Below are 18,692 nucleotides of genomic sequence, written 5' to 3'. Positions count from 1 at the left end.
TGCACCTCCTGCGGGGGGGAGTTTCCTGGGAATGGGCGGGGAAGTCCAGCCGCCTCGCGCGGCGCAAGTTTTGCTTCCCACGTGGGAAGGGTTGGGCTACTGCGAGGAGCATGAAACGATATGCCATGCTTCTTACCTTGCCGGTGTTGCTGGGCGCCGCCGTCCCCTCCCCGCAACAAGCCCCGCCGCTGGAAATTCACGCCTCCCATGCCTGGTTCCGCTATCTGCTATCCAGCGTTCCGGCGGGCGGGTACATGACCCTTATCAATTCCGGCGATACCACCACCCGCCTGGTCAAGGCCAGCTCCCCCGCCTGCGGCGCGCTCATGCTGCACCAGAGCGTGAACCATGGCGGCGCGGCGACCATGGAGATGGTGAAGAGCGTCACCATCCCCGCCCATGGCTCGGTCGGCTTCGCCGAGGGCGGGTATCATCTCATGTGCATGGAGCCGCGGATGAAGCCGGGCGACAAGGTGGGCGTGACCCTGGGTTTCGACGATGGCGCCACGCTCATGCTGCTCGTGCCGGTTTACGGCCCGGCCGGCCCGCCCGGCACCTCCTCCGGCGGTCCGTGACGAGGCGGCCCGGGCCGGCGCGCTTGAGGTTGGCAGGCGGGGCGTGAGGGAATAAAGATTTCCCCGATTGCTTCGTTGAAGGATGAACCCATGCCCGACGCCAGCCTGCCCACGGATTACAAGGTCAAGGATATTTCCCTAGCCGAATGGGGCCGCAAGGAAATCTCCATTGCCGAGGATGAAATGCCGGGGCTGATGGCGCTGCGGGCGGAGTTCGGCCAATCCAGGCCGCTCGCCGGGGCGCGTATCGTCGGCTGCCTGCACATGACGATCCAGACCGCCGTGCTGATCGAGACGTTGACGGCGCTGGGCGCCTCCGTGCGCTGGTCCTCCTGCAACGTGTTCTCGACCCAGGACCACGCCGCCGCCGCCATCGCCGCCACCGGCGTGCCGGTCTTTGCCTGGAAGGGCATGAGCGAGGCTGATTTCTGGTGGTGCATCGAGCAGACGCTGCGCGGGCCGGATGGCTGGGAGCCGAACATGATCCTCGATGATGGCGGCGACGCCACCACGATCATGCATGAGAAATACCCCGAATTGCTGAGCAATGTGCGCGGCCTCTCCGAGGAGACGACGACGGGCGTGCACCGGCTTTGGGAGATGGAGAAAAGCGGGCGGTTGCTCGTGCCCGCCATCAACGTCAACGACAGCGTCACCAAATCCAAATTCGACAATCTCTATGGCTGCCGCGAAAGCCTGGTGGACGGCATCCGCCGCGGCACCGATGTGATGATGGCGGGCAAGGTGGCGGTGGTGGCGGGATTTGGCGATGTCGGCAAAGGCTCGGCCGCCAGCCTGCGCAATGCCGGCTGCCGGGTGAAAGTTTGCGAGATCGACCCGATCTGCGCCCTGCAGGCCGCCATGGAAGGCTATGAGGTGGTGACCATGGAGGATGCCGCGCCGCAAGGCGACATCTTCGTGACCGCCACCGGCAATATCGATGTCATCACCATCGAGCATATGCGGGCGATGAAGCACCGCGCCATCGTCTGCAATATCGGCCATTTCGACAGCGAAATTCAAATCGAGGCGCTGCGCAACTATAAATGGGAGAACGTGAAGCCGCAGGTGGATGAGGTGGTCTTCCCCGATGGCAAGCGGCTGATCGTGCTCTCCGAGGGGCGGCTGGTGAATCTGGGCAACGCCACCGGCCACCCCAGCTTCGTGATGTCCGCGAGCTTCACCAACCAGGTGCTGGCGCAGATCGAGCTGTTCACCGCGCCGCCCGGCAAATACGAGCGCAAGGTGTATGTGCTGCCCCGGCATCTGGATGAGAAGGTGGCGGCGCTGCATCTGGCCAAGGTGGGGGCCAAGCTCACCAAGCTGACCCCGAAACAGGCGGATTATCTCGGCGTGCCTCCGCAGGGGCCGTTCAAGCACGAGCTCTACCGCTACTGATGCGGGCGCTGGGCGGCATGCTCTCTCTCCTCGGGCTCGGCCTGCTGGCGGGCGGCATGCTGTTCTTCGCGGCGGTGGCGGCGCCGCTGGTGTTTAGCCGCCTGCCCGCGCCAGTGGGAGGGCCGTTCATCCGCGCCATGTTTCCCTGGCTCTATGGCTACTGCCTCATCTGCGCGGGGATGTCCGCGCTGGGCTACGCGCTGCGCCGCCGCCTGGGCGCGGCCTTGGTGCCGGGTTTTGTCGCGCTGGCCACGCTCTGGGCCTGGCTCTGGCTGATGCCGCGTCTCGATGCCTGGCGGCTGGCGGGCGATACCGCCGCCTTCGCCCATGGGCACCGCGTGTCCACCTGGGTGTATGGGCTGGAACTCGCCGCCGTGCTGGCGCTGTTGCTGCGCGAGGGCGCCCGCGCCAGCCGGCGGGGCTGAGCCGCGAGGGCAGGGCATGCGCCCGCTCCCGAGACCGAAACAAACCGTCGTAAGGCGTTTTACTGCCCCAGCGCCACGCCCAGACGCGCGGGCATGCCGCCGGGTTTCAGGGAAGGTGGCGCGCGATATAGGGCGGCAGCCAGAAGCTCGCCACATGCACGCGCGGGCTCCAATACTCGCTCCGCGCCGCGATGTTTCCCGCCGCCTCCGCGCGCCGGGCGATTTCCTCGACGCTCAGCCCGGTTTGGCCGGGGTCCTTGCCGGCCCAGCCCAGCGTCATGAAGCCGCCCACATAGGTTGGCACCGCCGCGACATAGGCACTGACGAAGGGAAAGAATTTCTTACGGCGCAGGGATGTCTCGCGCAGCTCGTCCGCCTGCATGAACGGCACGCCGCATTGATTGACGATCAACCCGTCCGCGCGCAGGATGCGCGCGGCGTTCTCATAGAAATCGTCGGTGAACAGCACCTCGCCCACGCCGATCGGGTCGGTGGAATCGACGATGATGACGTCGAAGGAGCCGGTGGGAGCCTTCTTCACGAAATCGATCCCGTCGCCCACCAACACCTCGGCGCGGGGATCGTTCCACGCGTCGCCACCAATGCCGGGCAGGAATTCCTTGGCGAGGCGGATTACCTCGCCGTCGATTTCCGCCATCACCGCGCGCTTGACGCCTTTATGCATCAATACGTGTTTGAGGACGCCGCCATCGCCGGCGCCGATGATCAGCACATCCTCCGCGCGGCCATGGGCGAGCAGCGGCACGTGGGCGAGCATTTCCTGATAGACGAATTCATCGCGCTCGGTGATCTGAATGACGCCATCCAGCGTCAGCACGCGGCCATGGCTGGTGGTTTCGAAAATACCGATATCTTGAAACGCGCTCTGCTCGCGCGCCAGCTCGCGCACGGTTTTGAAGCGCTGGCCCCAATCCGGATACAGCGTCTCGTTCAGCCAGGTCTCGGCCATGGGCGGGCATTCCTCTCTCTGCGGCTGGCGGGAGACCGCCAGCCGGGCATGCGGGAAAGATGGGACGGAAGCAAAGCGGGGCGCGCCCCGCCCGGGTCAGGCGATGAGGCCGCGCTTCTGCTCGTTGATCTGGATATGGCTCGGGCTGAACGCCGCCTTGAGGAAGGGGACCAGCTTGTACGGGTCGCAGCAGCCGCACATGAACACATCCAGCGCCGCGAAATTACGCTCCGGCCAGCTATGGATGGAGATGTGGCTCTCGGCCAGCACCACCACGCCGGAAACGCCGCCATTCGGCTCGAAATGGTGGAAATGATGGTGGAGAATGGTCGCTCCCGCCGCGCGCGCGCCATCGCACAGCGTCTGGTCGATCAGATCCGGGCTGTCGAGATTGGAAGCGCCCCACAAATCGATGATGAGGTGCATCCCGGCGTATTTCACGCCATCCTTCTCGACATAATAATCCTTTTGCGGCTCCTGGGAGAGCGTGGACATCGTCTGGTTTTCGCTCGGAGACTCCGAGACCATCCCCAGTCGGGCAAGTGCGTTCATTGCGAACCCCCTCAACTAGCAGATAGCCTGTAGAACACGGCACCGCGCCGCGCCCCCCTGGGCCAGTGGGGGGGGCTTATGAGGCCAACCTCCCCGGGATGCAAGAGAAATTTTCGTGCAAGCCCTGTAAAAAACAGATCCCCCCTCCGCGCCGGGCGGAGAGGGGAAGGATGAAAAAAACCAAGCCGCGACCTATTGAATTTTCCGCCTCATTCGGCGGCCTGCTGATACGTCTCAAGCGGCGCGCAGGAACAGACGAGATGACGGTCTCCATAAACATTATCCACCCGTTTCACCGGCGGCCAATATTTGCGCGATGTGACATAGGGCAGGGGAAACACGGCGGTTTCGCGCGGGTAGGGATGGCCCCATTCCTCCGCCATCGCCTCGGCGGCGGTGTGGGGCGCGTTTTTCAGCGGGTTGTCATCCTTCGGCCAGGCGCCGGCGGCGATGCGGCCGATCTCCGTGGCGATGGCCAGCATCGCGTCGCAGAACCGGTCGAGCTCGCCCTTGTCCTCGCTCTCGGTCGGCTCGATCATCAGCGTTCCCGGCACGGGCCAGGACATGGTGGGGGCGTGGAAGCCGTAATCGGCAAGGCGCTTGGCGATGTCCTCCACCTGGATGCCGGATTGGGCGGCGAAGCCCCGGCAATCGATGATGCATTCATGCGCGACGCGCCCGCGCTCGCCACGGTAGAGAACGGGATAGGCGCCCTGCAGCCGCGCCGCGATATAATTGGCGTTGAGAATGGCGATCTTGGTGGCCTGGGTGAGACCCTCCGGCCCCATCAGCCGGATATAGGCGTAGGGGATCGGCAGGATGAGCGCAGAGCCGAACGGCGCCGCCGCCACAGGCCCATATCCCGTGGCGGGGCCCGCATCCGCGCGCAGCGGATGGGTGGGCAGATGCGGCGCCAGATGCGCGGCGACACAGATGGGCCCGACCCCCGGCCCGCCGCCGCCATGCGGAATGCAGAAGGTCTTGTGCAGGTTGAGATGGCAAACATCCGCGCCGATCCGGGCCGGGCTGGTCAGCCCCAGCTGGGCGTTCATGTTGGCGCCATCCATATAGACCTGCCCGCCCGCCTCGTGCACGGCCCGGGCGATGTCGCGGATCGCGGTCTCGTAAACGCCATGGGTGCTGGGATAGGTGATCATCAGCGCCGCCAGCGAGGCTCCATGCGCCTCGATCTTGTCATGCAGATCGGCGACATCGACATTGCCCAGCCGGTCGCAGGCCACGACCACGACCTTGTATCCCGCCATGGCGGCGCTGGCCGGGTTGGTGCCATGGGCGGAGGCGGGGATGAGGCAGATATTGCGGTGACCCTCGCCGCGCGCCTCATGCCAGGCGCGGATGGCGAGCAGCCCGGCATATTCGCCCTGCGCGCCGGAATTGGGCTGGAGCGAGGCGGCGGCGAAGCCGGTAACCTCGCAGAGCAGCGCCGCCAGCTCGTCGATCAGCTGTTTGAAGCCCAGGGTCTGGTCCGCCGGGGCGAAGGGGTGGAGATCCGCGAATTCCGGCCAGCTGACCGCCGCCATCTCCACCGCCGCGTTGAGCTTCATCGTGCAGGAGCCGAGCGGGATCATCGCCCGGTTGAGGGCGATGTCCTTATCCTCCAGCCGCTTGAGATAGCGCAGCATCAGATGCTCGGAGTGATGGGAGTTGAACACCGACTCGGCGCAGAAGGGGCTGCGCCGCGCCAGAACCCCGGGGAGGGAAGGGGGCGCCTCCGCCAGCGCGCCGCCAAACAGCTTGGCCAGGGCGGCCAGCTCCGCGCGCGTCACCGTCTCGTCCAGGGCGATGCCAAGACCCGTCGCGTCGATCCGGCGCAGGTTGAACCCAGCCTCCGCCGCCGCGCTCATCAGCGCCTCCGCCTTGTCTCCCGCCTCCACCGCCAGCGTGTCGAAAAACGCGGCGTGGCGCAGGGAATATCCTCCCGCCTTCACCGCCCCGGCCAGCAGCCGGGCCTGCAGATTTACCCGCCGGGCGATGCGGCCCAGCCCTTCCGGCCCGTGCCAGACGGCGTAGAACCCCGCCATCACCGCCAGCAGGACCTGGGCAGTGCAGATATTGCTGGTCGCCTTCTCCCGGCGGATATGCTGCTCGCGGGTTTGCAGGGCGAGGCGCATGGCCGGCTGCCCCGCCGCATCCACCGAGACGCCGACCAGCCGCCCCGGCATGGCGCGCTTATAGGCGTCGCGCGTGGCGAAATACCCGGCATGGGGGCCGCCAAATCCCATCGGCACGCCGAAACGCTGGGCCGAGCCGACCGCGATATCCGCCCCCATCTCGCCCGGCGGGGTGAGAAGGGTGAGGGCCAGCAGGTCGGCGCAGACGATGCTCATGCCGCCGGCGGCCCGCACCGCCGCGATCTCGGGCGCCAGGTCGCGCACCGCGCCGGTGGAGCCGGGGTAATTGAGGACGAGGGCGCAGGGCTTGCACGCGGCGATGGCCTCCGTGTCGCCCGGCTCGATATCCACCAGCGTCCAGCCATGCGGCCAGGCGCGGGTGGCGATGACGGCGCGGGTTTGCGGATGCACGTCGCGGGCGATGGCGATGGTCCGGCTGCCGCCCTTGTGCAGGGCGTGGGCCATGGCGACTCCCTCCGCCGCCGCCGTCGCCTCATCCAGCAGCGAGGCATTGGCGATCTCCAGCCCGGTCAGCGAGGCGATCATCGTCTGGAAATTGAGGATCGCCTCCAGCCGCCCCTGGGAAATTTCCGCCTGATAGGGGGTATAGGCCGTGTACCAGCCCGGCGCCTCCAGCACGTTGCGCTGGATGACGGGCGGGGTGAAGGTGCCATGATAGCCGAGCCCGATCAGCGATTTCTTCAGCACATTGCGGGCGGCGAGCCCGCGCAGCCGCGCCAGCACCGCCGCCTCGTCCTCCGCCTCGGGCAGGGCGAGCTCCGCATTGGCGCGAATGCTCTCCGGCACGGTCTGGGCGATGAGATCATCCAGGCTGGCCGCGCCGGTGAGCCGAACCATCGCGGCGATCTGCGCCGCATCCGGCCCGATATGCCGCGCGGCGAAGCCCTCGCCGCGCTCCAGCGCCGCCAGTTCCGCCAATGCGGTCACGCCTCGGTCTCCAGAAGCTTGTCATAGGCGGCGCGGTCGAGAAGCTTGGTGAGGCCCGCCGGGTCCTCCAGCCGCAATTTGAAGAACCAGCCATCCCCCTCGGGGGCGCCGTTCACCTTCGCCGGGTCGTCCACGATCGCCTGGTTCACCTCCGCCACCGTGCCGGAGAGCGGAGCATAGACATCCGAGGCGGCCTTGACGCTTTCCACCACCGCGCAGGCCTCGCCCTTAGCGACGTTGCGGCCCGGTTCCGGCAATTCCACGAACACGATGTCGCCCAGGGCCTGCTGGGCATGGTCGGTGATGCCGACCGTCGCCAGGCCGTCATCGCCCACGGAGACCCATTCGTGATCCTTGGTATAGAACATATGCGGCACCGGAATTTCCTTTCAGCGAACGTAGTGATGGGGGACGAAGGGCAGCGGCGCGACCTGACCGGGAAGGGCGCGGCCGCGCACGATGAGATCGAGCGCCGTGCCGGGCGCGGCCTGCTGGGCGCGGACATAGCCGAGGGCGATCGGCGCGCCCAGCGTGGGCGAGAACAGGCCGGAGGTGACCCGGCCCGCCGCCTCGCCGTTATGGGCGCGGATTTCCGTGCCGGCGCGGGCGGGGGCGCGGCCTTCAAGCCGGATGCCCACCAGCCGCTCCGCCGGTCCCTCGGCCAGGATTTTATTGACCGCCGCCGCGCCGATGAAATCCCCGGCCGCGAGCCGTTTCTTGGAGAGCGCGAAGGTCAGGCCGGCTGAGACGGGGTCGGTGCTTTCGTCGATGTCATTGCCGTAGAGGCAGAGCCCGGCCTCCAGCCGCAGGGAATCGCGCGCGCCCAGCCCGGCGGGGGCGGCGCCGCGCGCCAGCAGCAATTCCGCCAGGGTCTCCCCCGCCTCGCCGGCGCAGCCGATCTCGAAACCGTCCTCGCCGGTATAGCCCGAGCGGGTGACGCCGCAGGCGATGCCGCCGATCTCCAGCGTGGCGGCGTCCATGAATTTAAGATGCGCGGCCTCCGGGCATAGCGCCGCCGCGCGCGGCCCTTGCAGGGCGAGCAGCGCCCGGTCGAAGCGGGGATGCACGTCCAGCCCCAGCCCGCGCATATGCGCCACGTCCGCCGCCTTGCGCCCGGCATTCAGCACCAGCTGGAAATGGGCGCCGAGATTGGCCATCATCAGATCATCGAGAATGCCGCCCGCCTCGTTGAGCAGCAGCGTGTAGCGCTGGCGGCCCGGCTTCAGCCCGGTGACGTCGCCCGGCACCAGCGGCGCAAAGGAGGCAGGGTCGGCGATTTCCACCTGGCCCATATGCGAGACATCGAACAATGCCGCCGCGCTGCGGCAGGCCTGGTGCTCGGCCATGATGCCCGCCGCGTAGTGCAGCGGCATCTCATACCCGGCGAAATCCACCATGCGCGCGCCGAGCCGGCGATGCAGGGCATCCAAAGGTGTCTTGGCCACGCGATTCAACCCCCATGTCAGTCCACCCGGCTGGCACCGCCGGCAGCGCTGACCCCCCTCTGTCCCTTGAACCTGAGAGATTCGGGCGCGACGCCCTTGACCCCGTCGGTGCGGCGCGATGGTCCCGCCGGCTTTCCAGAGCGCCCCGTTACGGTCCGCAGCCCTTTTGCCTGAGCGATTCCGGGGGCCGGTTGCGCCTTCGGCGGCGGCGCCGCATGGTTTGGCATGCTCTTCCGCTCTCTCCTGCGTCCGCGTGGGACGGCCCCTTTTGCCCGAGGGTACAGAATTTGCAAAGCTGTTTCTCGGTACCGCCCGCAAAAACCCGATCGAGGCATTGTTGAATGAACGAAACCCAGCCGCTCCCCGCTCTCGCCGTCGAGAATATCCATAAATCCTTCGGTCCGGTGGAGGTGCTGAAGGGGGTGTCCCTGACCGCCCGGGACCATGACGTCATCGCGATTCTCGGCTCCTCCGGCTCCGGCAAAAGCACGTTTCTTCGCTGTATCAACATGCTGGAAATGCCCGACCAGGGGAGCGTGAGCATCAAGGGGGAGATGATCGCGCTGCGGGAGGGCAAGCAAGGCCGGGTCTGCGCCGACCCCAAGCAGCTGGAGCGGCTGCGCTCCCGGCTCTCGATGGTGTTTCAGCAATTCAATCTCTGGGGCCATATGACCGTGTTGCAGAACGTGATCGAGGCGCCGGTGCACGTGCTCAAACAGGACCGTAAGACCGCCATCGCCAAGGGCGAGGCGATGCTGGAAAAGGTGGGGCTTTCCGCCAAGCGCGACGCCTATCCCGCCCAGCTTTCCGGGGGCCAGCAGCAGCGCGTCGCCATCGCCCGGGCCCTGGCGATGGAGCCGGAGGTGCTGCTGTTCGACGAGCCGACCTCCGCCCTCGACCCCGAGCTGGTGGGCGAGGTGCTGCGAGTGATGCGCAATCTCGCCAAGGAGGGCCGCACCATGCTGGTCGTCACCCATGAGATGGGCTTCGCCCGCGAGGTGGCGAGCCGGGTGATGTTTTTGCACAAGGGGATGACGGAGGAGGAGGGGCCGCCCGCCGAGATGTTCACCCATCCCCGCACGGAGCGGTTCCGCCAGTTCCTTTCCAGCACTTTGAAGCATTGAAAAAGCCACCCTGCCTCCCGGCGGCGAGATATCCAATCCGCGGCCCGCATGCCAATATGTAAAAAGAACGCAATAAGGAGGCGGGCATGAACCGGTTTTGGATGGGAATGATTCTGGCGGCGGGCTGGCTTGGTCCGGCGCTGGCGCAAAGCGACGCCGGCGGCAATGCCAGCCCGGCCGACCCCAATAGCTCCGTGGTCACGCCGGGCGTGGCCAAACCTCCGCCGGGCGCGCCCAAGCCGCCGCCCAAGGTGAAGCGCCAGCCCAATGGCAGCAGCGCCGTCTGGGCAAACCAGCCCACCCTGCCCCAGATCGCTCTCCATCCGCAGCCGACCATCGGCTCGCCCATACCCATCGCCGGACCGGGCGGCACCACCAAGGAGGTGAGGGGGCAATAGAGGGTCTCCGTTGAAGGAAGAATCTTATTTTAGCGAGCAATTTCAATCATATAATTTGAAGCCTGTCGCTCAAATCATATGAGTATCGCTCTAGCGCTCAGGCCAGGGCGGGCACGCCGGGCGGGAGGGTTTTTTCCGTGAGGGGAAGCTGGGTTATGTCCTCGCTCCGGCACAGACATTCCACGTAATGGCCGTGATGCTCGCGAAACACCCAGCCATCCTCGATGTAAAACCGCTCCTGGGCGGGGCTGGCGGCTCTGGCGCGGGCCAAAGCCGGGGATTGACAAGGGTGGACCTGAATGTCGCGCATGTTTCCGCCCCTTTCCGTCTCGGACTTGAAAAGATTAGCGGCAGGTTTTCCTGATCCACAATCTGAAATGATCAATCTTGCCAAAAATTATGCCGCGCGGATTATTCGACCGTGACGGATTTGGCGAGATTGCGGGGCTGATCCACATCCGTGCCCTTCATCACCGCGACATGATAGGCCAGCATCTGCACGGGAATGGCATGCAGGATCGGCGCGGCGAATGGGTCGATGGCGGGCAGCGCAATCGTCTCGGCGGCGATGGCGGCCAGCCTCGACGCGCCCTCCTCGTCGGAGAGGACGATGATTTGCCCGCCCCGCGCCGCCGCCTCCTGGAGGTTTGAGGCGGTTTTCTCGAAAAGCGGCCCGGAGGGGCAGATGGCGATCACCGGCACGCTTTTGTCGATGAGCGCGATCGGCCCATGCTTCATTTCGCCCGCCGCGTAACCCTCGGCGTGGATGTAGGAGATCTCCTTCAGCTTGAGCGCCCCTTCCAGGGCGATGGGAAAGCAGGCGCCGCGCCCGAGATAGAGCACGTCCCGCGCCTCGGCGATGCGCGCGGCCAGGCGCTTGATGGGCGCATCGTGGCCGAGGATTTCGGCCGCCTTGGAGGGAAGCTCCAATAGCGCCGATGCCAGCCGGGCCGCCTCTTGCGCTGGCAGCGCGGCCTTGGCGCGCGCGAGAGCCAGGGTGAACACCGCCAGCACGGTGAGCTGGGCGGTGAAGGCCTTGGTGCTGGCGACCCCGATCTCCGGCCCGGCGATGGTTTCCAGGATCGCGTCGCTCTCGCGCGCCATGGTGCTTTCCGGCACGTTCAGCACGGAGAGGACATGCTGCCCTTGCGCCTTCAAATAGCGCAACGCGGCCAGCGTGTCGGCGGTCTCGCCGCTCTGGCTGACGAGCAGGCCGAGCCCGCCGGGCGTGAGCGGCGGGGCGCGGTAGCGGAATTCGCTGGCGACATCCGCGTCCACCGGCACGCGGGCGAGAGTTTCCAGCCAGAATTTGGCGGTAAGGCCGGCGTAGAAGGCCGAGCCGCACGCGCTCACGGTGATGCGGGGCAGCGCGGCGAGGTCGAAGGGCAGGGCGGGCAGGCGGGGTGACTCGCCTTCCAGCATCCGGTGCAGCACGTCGCCGATCACCACCGGGTGCTCGTGCAGTTCCTTTTCCATGAAATGGCGGAAATTGCCCTTGCCGATCGCGGCGCCGGTCAGGGCGGTGAGTTTTTTCGGCCGTGACACCTCGGCGCCGGTCTTGTCGTGGAAGACGGCGCCGGCGCGGGTGAGCGTCACCCGGTCGCCGTCTTCCAGATAAGCGAGTTCGCGGGTCAGCGGCGCCAAAGCGAGGGCGTCGGAGCCGAGATACATCTCCTCCGCCCCATACCCCACCGCGAGGGGCGCGCCGCGCTGCGCGCCGATGAGCAGCTCCGGATGTCCGGCGAAGATCATCGCCAGCGCGTAGGCGCCTTCCAGCCGGGCCAGGGCGCGCGCGGCCGCCTCGGCGGGAGGCAGGCCCTGCGCCAGCAGGCAATCAAGAAGCTGGACCACGACCTCGGTATCCGTCTCGGTGGAAAAAACCTGTCCCTTGCCCTCCAGCTCGGCGCGCAGCTCCAGATGGTTCTCGATGATACCGTTATGCACCACCGCGACCCGACTGGTGGCGTGGGGGTGGGCATTGGTCTCGGTGGGGGCGCCATGGGTGGCCCAGCGGGTATGGCCGATGCCGGTGGTGCCCGGCAAAGGCTGGCGCTCCAGCACGGCGGCGAGGTTTTTCAGCTTGCCCTCCGCCCGCCGCCGCTCGATGCGCCCGTTGACCAGGGTGGCGATGCCGGCCGAATCATAGCCCCGGTATTCCAGCCGCTGCAGCCCGCCCAGCAGCAGCGGCGCGGCCTGAGCCTGGCCCACGACCCCGACGATTCCGCACATCAGCCAACCCTCCGCCTCAAAACCGGGCCCTGCGGTAGCCCCCGCCGCCCTCCTATGTCAAAGGACCGGCATTCACATCATGCGACGGAGTATGTCATGCGCGCGGTGATCTTCGACCTCGACGGCACGCTGATCGATTCGGCGCCCGACATCGCCGCCAGCCTCAACCGGGTGCTGGCGGCCAACGGCCTCGCGCCGCTGCGTATGGAGCAGGTCCTGCCGATGATCGGCGATGGCGCGAAAGTTCTGGTGGAACGCGCCTTCGCCGCCCGGGGCGAGGCGGCGACGCAGGAGCGGCTCGCCGCCTTCATGGCGGATTACGCCGCCCACCCGGTCGTGCATACCAAACCCTATGAGGGCATCGTCCCGGCCTTGGAGCGGCTGCGGGATGATGCGCGGCCGCTTGCCGTGTGCACCAATAAATCCAGCCGCGCCGCGGCGGAGGTGCTGGAGATTCTGAGGCTCTCGCGCTTCTTCAACGCGGTGGTGGGCGGTGACGCCACCCCCTACCGCAAGCCTGACCCGCGCCATCTCGCCGCCGCGCTCAGCGCCCTGGAGGTGACGGACGCCATCATGGCCGGGGACCACGCCAACGACATGAAAGCCGCGGCGGGGCTGCGCCTGCCGGGCGTCTTCTGCGCCTGGGGCTATGGCGAGGCCGAGGGAGAGGCGCGGGCGGAGCGGCCCGAGGAATTGCCGGAGGTGATCGCCCGGCTGGGCTGAGACCAGCCTTGCGGCAATCACCGGCATGGGGCGCGCGGCGCGCTTGACGAGTCCCGCCCGATGGCCCATCTGGTAATCAGGACTAGCCAAGTCCTTTTAATGGGGCCGTCATGTTGAAGCTTTCCCGCCTGACCGATTACGCCGTCGCCGCGCTGGTGCGTCTGGGCCAGTCGGATGGCGTCGCCACCTCCGCGGGCATCGCCGGCGGCATCGGGGTGCCGGAGCCCACCGTGGCCAAGGTGCTGAAAACTCTGGCCGGGCGCGGGCTCGTCATTTCCACGCGCGGCGCGCGCGGCGGGTACCGCCTGGGCAAGCCGCTGGCGGATATCGCGATCGCCGAGGTGGTGGCCGCCATAGACGGGCCGATCGTCCTGACCTCCTGCGTGGAGGGCGCGGCGGCCGCCTGCGAGAGCCAGACGCTGTGCCCGGTGGCGGGGCGCTGGGATCCGGTGAACAACGCCATTCGTGAGGCGCTGTCCCATATCACTTTGGCCGACATGGCGGTGGCCTCCCTGCCGCCGGGTTTGCGCGTGCCGGCCCCGACAATCAATGAGGTTGCCTGATGTCCACCACCACCGAAACCGCCATCCAGGAACTGGCCGACCGCAAATATAAATACGGGTTCACCACCGATATTCCGATGGAGGCGTTTCCGCGCGGCTTGTCGGCCGATATCGTGCGGCTGATTTCCGCGAAGAAGGGCGAGCCGGACTGGCTGCTGGCGTGGCGGCTGAAAGCCTATGAGGCCTGGCTGCGGATGGAGGAGCCGCATTGGGCGCGCATCCAGCATCCGCCCATCGATTATCAATCCCTCTATTACTACGCCGCCCCGGCCAAGCCCGCGCCGAAATCGCTGGACGAGGTGGACCCGGAATTGCTGAAGACCTACGAGAAGCTCGGCATACCGCTCAATGAGCGCGCCGCCCTGGCGGGGGTGGCGGTGGACGCGGTGTTCGATTCCGTCTCCGTCGCCACCACCTTCCGCGAGACGCTGGCCAAGGCCGGGGTGATCTTCTGCCCGATTTCCGAGGCGGTGCGCGAGCACCCTGAGCTGGTGCGGGCCTATCTGGGGTCCGTGGTGCCGGCGGGCGATAATTATTTCGCCGCGCTCAACTCGGCCGTGTTCTCCGATGGCAGCTTCGTCTTCGTGCCCAAGGGAGTGCGCTGCCCGATGGAGCTTTCAACCTATTTCCGCATCAACGCGCGCAATACCGGCCAGTTCGAGCACACGCTGATCATCGCCGAGGAGGGCGCCTCCGTCTCTTACCTGGAGGGTTGCACCGCGCCGATGCGCGATGAGAACCAGCTGCACGCGGCGGTGGTGGAGCTGGTGGCGCTGGATGAGGCCAAGATCAAATATTCGACGGTGCAGAACTGGTATCCCGGCGATGCCGAGGGCAGGGGCGGGATTTACAACTTCGTCACCAAGCGGGGCGCCTGCCGGGGGCGCAATTCCAAAATCTCCTGGACGCAGGTGGAAACCGGCTCGGCGATCACCTGGAAATATCCCTCCTGCATTCTTCAGGGCGAGGGCTCGGTGGGCGAGTTCTATTCCGTCGCGGTCACCAATCATCATCAGCAGGCCGATACCGGCACCAAGATGATCCATATCGGCCGCAACACCACGAGCACGATCGTCTCCAAGGGCATTTCCGCCGGCCGCTCGAACAACACCTATCGCGGGCTGGTGAAAATTCTGCCCGGCGCCGCCGGCGCGCGCAATTTCACCCAATGCGATTCGCTGCTGATCGGCAACGAGTGCGGCGCGCATACCGTGCCCTATATCGAGAGCCGCAACGCCTCGGCCAAGGTGGAGCATGAGGCCACCACCTCCAAGATCGCCGAGGATCAGCTTTTTTATTGCCGCTCGCGCGGTCTTTCGGAAGAGGATGCGGTGGGGCTGATCGTCAACGGCTTCTGCCGTGAGGTGTTGAAGGAATTACCGATGGAGTTCGCCGTCGAGGCGCAGAAGCTCCTGGCTGTTTCACTGGAAGGTTCGGTGGGTTGATGTTGGAGATCAGGAATTTACATGCCCGTATTGGGGAGACCGAAATTCTCAAGGGCGTGGATCTCGTCATTCCCGATGGGCAGGTCCATGCGGTGATGGGCCCCAACGGCGCGGGCAAATCCACCCTCGCCTATGTGCTGGCGGGGCGCGAGGGCTATGAGGTGACGGCGGGCGAGGCGCTGTTCAACGGCCAGGATATTCTCGCCATGGACCCGGAGGACCGCGCCGCCGCTGGGATTTTCCTCGCCTTCCAATACCCGGTGGAATTGCCGGGGGTCGGCAACGCCAATTTCCTGCGCACGGCGCTCAACGCCATCCGCAAGAAGCGCGGCGAGGAGGAGCTGGACGCCGTCGCCTTTCTCAAGCTCGCCCGCGCGGCGGCGAAGCAGCTGGCGATCAAGGAAGATTTCCTCAAGCGCAACGTCAATGTCGGATTCTCGGGCGGCGAGAAGAAGCGCAACGAGATGCTGCAAATGGCGCTGTTGCGGCCCGGCCTCGCCATTCTCGACGAAACCGATTCCGGATTGGATATCGACGCGCTCCGGATCGTGGCCGAGGGCGTCAACGCCTTGCGCGACGGCAAATTCTCCGCCCTGGTCATCACCCATTATCAGCGGCTGCTCGACCATATCGTCCCCGATGTCGTCCATGTTCTCGCCAATGGCCGCATCGTGCGCTCCGGCCCGGCCGCGCTGGCGCGGGAGCTGGAGGCGAGCGGCTATGCCGGGCTGGAGGCGGCCTGACATGACGGCGCTGCCCACACGCAAGCTGGAGGCCTGGCATTATACGGATCTGCGCCCGCTCGCCGCCATCAGCTTCGCCCCGCCGCCCGCCGCCATGGCGGCGCCGGACTTGCCCGGCCTGCCCTTTCCCCGTCTGGTTTTTTTGAACGGGACGCTGAACGCGGCGCTCTCCGCCCGCCTGGCCTATGCCCGGCCCTTCCTTGCCCCGGTAGCGGCGGAGGCGGAGCAGCAGCCGCTCGCCCAGATCAACGCCGCGGAAACGCGGGACGGGATCAACCTCGACATTCCCGCCGGCGCGCAGGCCGGGGAGATTTTGCTGGTGTCCCAGGCCGCAGGGCCGCAGCCCTTTGCCTTTCACCTCCGCCACCGCATCCGGCTGGGTGCTGGGGCGCGGCTCACTCTGGTGGAATTAGCCGAGGGCGAGGGTGTGTACTGGCACAACGCGGTGTTCGACATCGCGCTGGCCGAGGGGGCGAGGCTCCAGCATTTCCGCCTGCAGCGCGAGAGCGGCGAGGCGTTCCATACCGCCACCCTCCGCGCCGATGCGCGGGCGGGGGCGGCGTATGAGCATTTCACCCTCACCCTCGGCGCGCGCCTCTCCCGCACCGAGATCGAGGCCAATCTGCTCGGCCCGGCGGCGACCGCCCATCTCAATTCCGCCCAGCTGCTGGATGGCGCGCAGCACGGCGATTTCACCACCGCCATCCGCCACAAGGCGCCGGATTGCCCTTCCCGCCAGACGGTGAAATCCGTGCTCGCCGGGCATGCGCATGGCGTGTTCCAAGGGCGGATCGAGGTGGACCGGGTGGCCCAGAAAACCGATGGCTACCAGATGAGCCAGGCGCTGTTGCTTTCGCAAGGCGCGGAGATGGACATCAAGCCGGAACTGCAGATCTTCGCCGATGACGTGAAATGCAGCCATGGCGCCACCCTCGGCGCGCTGGATGCGGAGCAGCTTTTTTATCTGCGCGCCCGGGGGATTCCCGAGGCCGCGGCGCGGCAGATGCTCATCCGCGCCTTTTTGGAGGAGGCGCTGGAGCCGGTGACGCATGACGCCTCGCGCGAATGGTTCGAGGCGGCGCTGGAACGCTGGTGGAGGCGGCGATGAGCGCCACGCTTCATCCGCTCGACATCCACGCCATCCGCCGGGATTTTCCCATCCTCGCCCAGAAGGTGCATGGAAGGCCGCTGGTGTTTCTCGATTCGGGCGCCTCGGCCCAGAAACCGGAGCCGGTGATCGAGGCCATGCGCTTCGTGATGGCCGAGCAATACGCCAATGTGCATCGCGGCCTCTATTACCTTTCCGAGAAAACCTCGGAAGCCTATGAGGCGGTGCGTGACAAGGTCGCGGATTTCATCAACGCGGAGAGCCGCGAGGAGATCGTCTTCACCCGCAACGCGACCGAGGGGATCAATCTCGTCGCCCATAGCTGGGGGCGCAGCGCGCTCAAGCCCGGCGATGCGGTGGCGGTCTCGGAGATGGAGCATCACGCTAATCTCGTGCCCTGGCAGATGCTGCGCGACGCGCATGGCACGGCTTTGCGCGTCGTCAGGATCACCGAATCCGGCGAGTTGGATTGGGATTCGCTGGAGGAGGTGTTCGCCGATGGGCGGGTGAAGCTGCTGGCCGTCACCCATATGTCCAATGTGCTCGGCACCTATACGCCAGTGGAGCGGCTCGCGGAATTCGCCCATGCGCGCGGCGCCCGGCTACTGCTGGACGGCGCCCAGGCCATCGTCCACCGCGCGGTGGACGTGCGGGAGATCGGCGCCGATTTCTATGTCTTCTCCGGCCATAAGCTGTACGGCCCCACCGGCATCGGCGTGCTCTATGCCAGGCGGGAGATTCTCGCGGCCATGCCGCCCTTCATGGGCGGGGGCGATATGATCGCCAGCGTTTCTTATGAAAAATCGACATGGGCGGAGCCGCCCCAGCGTTTCGAGGCGGGAACCCCCGCCATCATCGAGACGATCGGGCTGGGCGCCGCGATCGATTACGTGCGCGGGATCGGTTTCGCGGCCATCGCCGCGCATGAGCGGGCCTTGACCGAGCACGCGCTGGCGGCGCTGAGCCGCATTCCGGGTTTGCGTGTTCTTGGCCAGGCGCAGGACCGGGGCGGGGTGATCTCCTTCGTGATGAAGGATGCGCACGCCCATGACATCGCCACGCTCCTCGACCGCCAGGGCATCGCCGTGCGGGCCGGCCAGCATTGCGCCGAGCCGTTGATGGGCCGGCTGGGGGTGACCAGCACGGCCCGCGCCTCCTTTGGCGTCTACACGCTGCCTGAGGAGATCGACGCGCTCGCCGCCGGGCTGGAGATGGTTAGGAAAATTCTCGCATGAATCACGCCCGGCACATACCGGCAGGAGGAGACACGCATGCGCTTGCAGGCTTTGCGCCGCATCATTCCTGGTTTGGGCGGCCGCGCCGCCGCCCTGGAGGCGCCCGCCCGGCCGGAGGAGGAGGCGATGGCTGATTCAAAGCCGGATATGGAGCCGCCGGCGATGCAGCCGGTGACCCGCTGGACGCCGGAGGGCGAGACCAGCCCGCGCCTCTCCGAGGAGGCGGTGATCACCGCCATCTGCACGGTTTATGATCCGGAGATTCCGGTGAATATTTACGAGCTGGGCCTGATCTACGCGATCGAGATTGCCGAGTCTGGCGATGTGAGGGTGGAAATGACCCTGACCGCGCCGGGCTGCCCCTCGGCCCAGGAATTGCCGGAAATGGTGCGCGACGCCATCTCTCAGCTCGAGGGGGTGGGGAACGTAACCGTCGATACGGTATGGGACCCGCCCTGGGACCCGAGCCGGATGAGCGAGGAAGCCCGGCTGATGCTGAATATGTTTTGAGGTGACGAAATGGAGAATATCCAGACCCCGGCGCTGAGGAAGCGCGAATTGCCGCCGCTGATGACCCTGACCGAGGCCGCGGCCCAGCGCCTGCGCCAGCTTTACGAGGGCGGCGAGGCGGGCAAGCTGCTGCGCATCTCGGTGGGCAAGCGCGGCTGCTCCGGCATGT

The 18,692-nt window shown here is 66.6% G+C and carries 19 protein-coding genes and 1 riboswitch; of the genes, 12 read left to right on the top strand and 7 right to left on the bottom strand.

Going from position 1 to position 18,692, the window contains the following annotated elements; translation table 11 throughout:
- Positions 1-110: 110 nt before the first annotated feature.
- From M7H45_RS11100 to M7H45_RS11090, 3 genes are all read left to right on the top strand, one after another.
- On the top strand, positions 111-575 hold the full coding sequence (locus tag M7H45_RS11100) for a copper chaperone PCu(A)C (protein ID WP_298216927.1): 465 nt from the start codon (positions 111-113) through the stop codon (positions 573-575).
- 90 nt (positions 576-665) lie between these two features.
- Positions 666-1,973 (top strand): adenosylhomocysteinase, encoded by a 1,308-nt coding sequence (gene ahcY, locus M7H45_RS11095; RefSeq protein WP_298216926.1) that lies wholly within the window; start codon positions 666-668, stop codon positions 1,971-1,973.
- 17 nt (positions 1,974-1,990) lie between these two features.
- Complete coding sequence (locus M7H45_RS11090; protein WP_298216925.1) at positions 1,991-2,398, top strand: DUF4149 domain-containing protein; 408 nt, start codon at positions 1,991-1,993, stop codon at positions 2,396-2,398.
- A gap of 106 nt (positions 2,399-2,504) precedes the next feature.
- Here M7H45_RS11090 and speE read toward each other — a convergent pair whose 3' ends face one another.
- From speE to gcvT, 5 genes are all read right to left on the bottom strand, one after another.
- Positions 2,505-3,368, bottom strand: coding sequence for a polyamine aminopropyltransferase (gene speE, locus M7H45_RS11085; RefSeq protein WP_298216923.1), 864 nt, complete (start codon positions 3,366-3,368; stop codon positions 2,505-2,507).
- 96 nt (positions 3,369-3,464) lie between these two features.
- Positions 3,465-3,920: an adenosylmethionine decarboxylase gene (gene speD / locus M7H45_RS11080; protein ID WP_298216921.1), complete on the bottom strand. Its 456-nt coding sequence runs from the start codon at positions 3,918-3,920 to the stop codon at positions 3,465-3,467.
- Between the two features lie 209 nt (positions 3,921-4,129).
- Positions 4,130-7,000, bottom strand: a complete 2,871-nt coding sequence (gene gcvP, locus M7H45_RS11075) for an aminomethyl-transferring glycine dehydrogenase (protein ID WP_298216919.1) — start codon at positions 6,998-7,000, stop codon at positions 4,130-4,132.
- Positions 6,997-7,368 (bottom strand): glycine cleavage system protein GcvH, encoded by a 372-nt coding sequence (gcvH, locus tag M7H45_RS11070; RefSeq protein ID WP_298216956.1) that lies wholly within the window; start codon positions 7,366-7,368, stop codon positions 6,997-6,999. The genes gcvP and gcvH overlap by 4 nt, the downstream gene beginning before the upstream one ends.
- A gap of 21 nt (positions 7,369-7,389) precedes the next feature.
- A complete protein-coding gene (gcvT, locus tag M7H45_RS11065) occupies positions 7,390-8,445 on the bottom strand; it encodes a glycine cleavage system aminomethyltransferase GcvT (protein ID WP_298216917.1) in 1,056 nt (351 codons plus the stop codon).
- Positions 8,446-8,593: 148 nt separating this feature from the next.
- A riboswitch (glycine riboswitch) is annotated at positions 8,594-8,701 on the bottom strand.
- Between the two features lie 85 nt (positions 8,702-8,786).
- Here gcvT and M7H45_RS11060 point away from each other — a divergent pair.
- Both M7H45_RS11060 and M7H45_RS11055 read left to right on the top strand, forming a co-directional pair.
- Positions 8,787-9,569 (top strand): ABC transporter ATP-binding protein, encoded by a 783-nt coding sequence (locus tag M7H45_RS11060; protein ID WP_298216915.1) that lies wholly within the window; start codon positions 8,787-8,789, stop codon positions 9,567-9,569.
- Between the two features lie 86 nt (positions 9,570-9,655).
- Positions 9,656-9,967 (top strand): hypothetical protein, encoded by a 312-nt coding sequence (locus M7H45_RS11055; RefSeq protein ID WP_298216913.1) that lies wholly within the window; start codon positions 9,656-9,658, stop codon positions 9,965-9,967.
- A 97-nt stretch (positions 9,968-10,064) separates the two neighbouring features.
- Here the strand turns inward: M7H45_RS11055 and M7H45_RS11050 are convergent, their stop codons facing one another.
- Together M7H45_RS11050 and glmS are read right to left on the bottom strand one after the other, a co-directional pair.
- A complete protein-coding gene (locus M7H45_RS11050) occupies positions 10,065-10,277 on the bottom strand; it encodes a hypothetical protein (RefSeq protein ID WP_298216912.1) in 213 nt (70 codons plus the stop codon).
- 101 nt (positions 10,278-10,378) lie between these two features.
- Entirely contained in the window at positions 10,379-12,196 is a 1,818-nt protein-coding gene (gene glmS, locus M7H45_RS11045) for a glutamine--fructose-6-phosphate transaminase (isomerizing) (protein WP_298216911.1), read from the bottom strand.
- Positions 12,197-12,292: 96 nt separating this feature from the next.
- Here glmS and M7H45_RS11040 point away from each other — a divergent pair, with 96 nt between their 5' ends.
- The 7 genes from M7H45_RS11040 to M7H45_RS11010 all read left to right on the top strand — a co-directional run bounded on the left by M7H45_RS11040 (position 12,293) and on the right by M7H45_RS11010 (position 18,523).
- Entirely contained in the window at positions 12,293-12,919 is a 627-nt protein-coding gene (locus tag M7H45_RS11040; RefSeq protein WP_298216910.1) for an HAD family hydrolase, read from the top strand.
- Positions 12,920-13,029: 110 nt separating this feature from the next.
- Positions 13,030-13,482 carry an Rrf2 family transcriptional regulator gene (locus tag M7H45_RS11035; protein ID WP_298216909.1) on the top strand — a complete coding sequence of 151 codons (453 nt, stop codon included), beginning with the start codon at positions 13,030-13,032 and terminating at the stop codon, positions 13,480-13,482.
- Positions 13,482-14,927, top strand: coding sequence for a Fe-S cluster assembly protein SufB (gene sufB / locus M7H45_RS11030; RefSeq protein WP_298216907.1), 1,446 nt, complete (start codon positions 13,482-13,484; stop codon positions 14,925-14,927). Before M7H45_RS11035 ends, sufB begins: the two co-directional genes overlap by 1 nt.
- Entirely contained in the window at positions 14,927-15,670 is a 744-nt protein-coding gene (sufC, locus tag M7H45_RS11025; RefSeq protein WP_298216905.1) for a Fe-S cluster assembly ATPase SufC, read from the top strand. Before sufB ends, sufC begins: the two co-directional genes overlap by 1 nt.
- Position 15,671: 1 nt before the next feature.
- Positions 15,672-16,778 (top strand): Fe-S cluster assembly protein SufD, encoded by a 1,107-nt coding sequence (gene sufD / locus M7H45_RS11020; protein ID WP_298216903.1) that lies wholly within the window; start codon positions 15,672-15,674, stop codon positions 16,776-16,778.
- On the top strand, positions 16,775-18,013 hold the full coding sequence (locus M7H45_RS11015; protein WP_298216900.1) for a cysteine desulfurase: 1,239 nt from the start codon (positions 16,775-16,777) through the stop codon (positions 18,011-18,013). The genes sufD and M7H45_RS11015 overlap by 4 nt, the downstream gene beginning before the upstream one ends.
- A 126-nt stretch (positions 18,014-18,139) precedes the next feature.
- Complete coding sequence (locus M7H45_RS11010) at positions 18,140-18,523, top strand: SUF system Fe-S cluster assembly protein (RefSeq protein ID WP_408832790.1); 384 nt, start codon at positions 18,140-18,142, stop codon at positions 18,521-18,523.
- Positions 18,524-18,692: the final 169 nt, after the last annotated feature.

Origin of the sequence: Acidocella sp., assembly GCF_027352905.1 — a bacterium.
Lineage (GTDB): Bacteria > Pseudomonadota > Alphaproteobacteria > Acetobacterales > Acetobacteraceae > Acidocella.
This window is presented reverse-complemented; position numbering and strand designations above follow the sequence as displayed.

Excerpts from the sequence above, each read along its gene's own strand:
- sufD (WP_298216903.1), top strand. The coding sequence starts at position 15,672 with ATGACGGCGCTGCCCACACGCAAGCTGGAGGCCTGGCATTATACGGAT.
- M7H45_RS11035 (WP_298216909.1), top strand. The coding sequence starts at position 13,030 with ATGTTGAAGCTTTCCCGCCTGACCGATTACGCCGTCGCCGCGCTGGTG.
- M7H45_RS11090 (WP_298216925.1), top strand. The coding sequence starts at position 1,991 with ATGCTCTCTCTCCTCGGGCTCGGCCTGCTGGCGGGCGGCATGCTGTTC.
- M7H45_RS11010 (WP_408832790.1), top strand. The coding sequence starts at position 18,140 with ATGGCTGATTCAAAGCCGGATATGGAGCCGCCGGCGATGCAGCCGGTG.
- glmS (WP_298216911.1), bottom strand. The coding sequence starts at position 12,196 with ATGTGCGGAATCGTCGGGGTCGTGGGCCAGGCTCAGGCCGCGCCGCTG.
- ahcY (WP_298216926.1), top strand. The coding sequence starts at position 666 with ATGCCCGACGCCAGCCTGCCCACGGATTACAAGGTCAAGGATATTTCC.
- M7H45_RS11040 (WP_298216910.1), top strand. The coding sequence starts at position 12,293 with ATGCGCGCGGTGATCTTCGACCTCGACGGCACGCTGATCGATTCGGCG.
- M7H45_RS11060 (WP_298216915.1), top strand. The coding sequence starts at position 8,787 with ATGAACGAAACCCAGCCGCTCCCCGCTCTCGCCGTCGAGAATATCCAT.
- M7H45_RS11015 (WP_298216900.1), top strand. The coding sequence starts at position 16,775 with ATGAGCGCCACGCTTCATCCGCTCGACATCCACGCCATCCGCCGGGAT.
- sufB (WP_298216907.1), top strand. The coding sequence starts at position 13,482 with ATGTCCACCACCACCGAAACCGCCATCCAGGAACTGGCCGACCGCAAA.
- M7H45_RS11100 (WP_298216927.1), top strand. The coding sequence starts at position 111 with ATGAAACGATATGCCATGCTTCTTACCTTGCCGGTGTTGCTGGGCGCC.
- gcvH (WP_298216956.1), bottom strand. The coding sequence starts at position 7,368 with ATGTTCTATACCAAGGATCACGAATGGGTCTCCGTGGGCGATGACGGC.
- M7H45_RS11050 (WP_298216912.1), bottom strand. The coding sequence starts at position 10,277 with ATGCGCGACATTCAGGTCCACCCTTGTCAATCCCCGGCTTTGGCCCGC.
- speD (WP_298216921.1), bottom strand. The coding sequence starts at position 3,920 with ATGAACGCACTTGCCCGACTGGGGATGGTCTCGGAGTCTCCGAGCGAA.
- M7H45_RS11055 (WP_298216913.1), top strand. The coding sequence starts at position 9,656 with ATGAACCGGTTTTGGATGGGAATGATTCTGGCGGCGGGCTGGCTTGGT.
- sufC (WP_298216905.1), top strand. The coding sequence starts at position 14,927 with ATGTTGGAGATCAGGAATTTACATGCCCGTATTGGGGAGACCGAAATT.
- speE (WP_298216923.1), bottom strand. The coding sequence starts at position 3,368 with ATGGCCGAGACCTGGCTGAACGAGACGCTGTATCCGGATTGGGGCCAG.